Annotated in this window: 1 protein-coding gene; it reads left to right on the forward strand. The window is 58.4% G+C overall.

Features of this window, described 5'->3' with window-relative positions; translation table 11 throughout:
- Positions 1–55 precede the first annotated feature (55 nt).
- Positions 56–1,129 carry an IS630 family transposase gene (locus tag EB835_RS20175; RefSeq protein WP_135811197.1) on the forward strand — a complete coding sequence of 358 codons (1,074 nt, stop codon included), beginning with the start codon at positions 56–58 and terminating at the stop codon, positions 1,127–1,129.

Consider the following 1,129-nt stretch of genomic DNA (forward strand, 5'->3'; position numbering starts at 1 on the left):
CTAGTGTCGCGTGTCGTTAATTCCTGAATGGTTGGGTGTTTGGGAGAATTGGTTTATGGCGAATTCTCCCGCTCCGGCTCTGACCCTGCTCGAGGATGAGGAACCACTGCTGCGTGAGTGGTTGAGATCGTCGACCATCAAGGCCGGCCTTGCCAGACGAGCACGGATCGTGCTGTTGGCCGCCGACGGAGTAGCGAACACCCAGATCGCGAGGTTGACGGGCTCATCCGTGGTCACTGTCCTGAAGTGGCGGGCACGCTACGAAGAGTCGGGGATCGCTGGCCTCACTGATGACCAGCGCTCGGGTCGACCGAAGCGCCTCGATGACTTCGATATCGTGACCAGGACATTGATGCCGCCACCGAAGAAGTACGGAGTCACTCACTGGTCATCGCGTCTGCTGGGCACACATCTGGGTGTCGGCAACGCCACGGTGGCTCGAGCCTGGCGCGAATACGGGATCCAACCGTGGAAGGCGGAGACTTTTAAGTTCTCTACCGACCCGCAGCTGGAGGCGAAGGTCACCGATGTCATCGGCTTATACCTGGCACCACCGGAGAATGCGGTCGTGTTGTGTGTCGATGAGAAGTCTCAGATTCAGGCTCTGGATCGCACGGCCCCGTTGCTGCCGATGCGCATGGGTGATGCTGAGAAGCGCACTCATGACTATCACCGGCACGGGACGTCGACTCTGTTCGCGGCGCTGGAAGTCGCGACTGGCCAAGTCACGGGCGCGGTGAAGTCGCGGCATCGGCGACAGGAGTTCCTGTCGTTCTTGCGTCAGATCGACAGGGCTTATCCGGGCCAGGAGCTGCATCTGGTCATGGACAATTACGCCACCCATAAAACGGCGGAAGTACGTCAGTGGCTGGATAAGCATCCTCGGTTCCATGTCCACTTCACACCGACGTCGGGGTCGTGGCTGAACCTCGTGGAGGTGTGGTTCGGGATCATCGATCGGCAAGCGATCAAACGAGGTGTGTTCACTTCAGTGAAGAATTTGAACAAGAAGATCCGGGAGTTCATCGACGGGTGGAACAAACGCAAACACCCCTTCGTGTGGACGAAGACACCCGAGCAGGTGCTGGAGAAAGCGAAACCTAAACCAACTTCAGAAACGCGACACTAG

This window comes from Brevibacterium sp. S22 (assembly GCF_004745485.1).
Taxonomy (GTDB): Bacteria; Actinomycetota; Actinomycetes; order Actinomycetales; family Brevibacteriaceae; genus Brevibacterium.

Excerpts from the sequence above, each read along its gene's own strand:
- EB835_RS20175 (WP_135811197.1), top strand. The coding sequence starts at position 56 with ATGGCGAATTCTCCCGCTCCGGCTCTGACCCTGCTCGAGGATGAGGAA.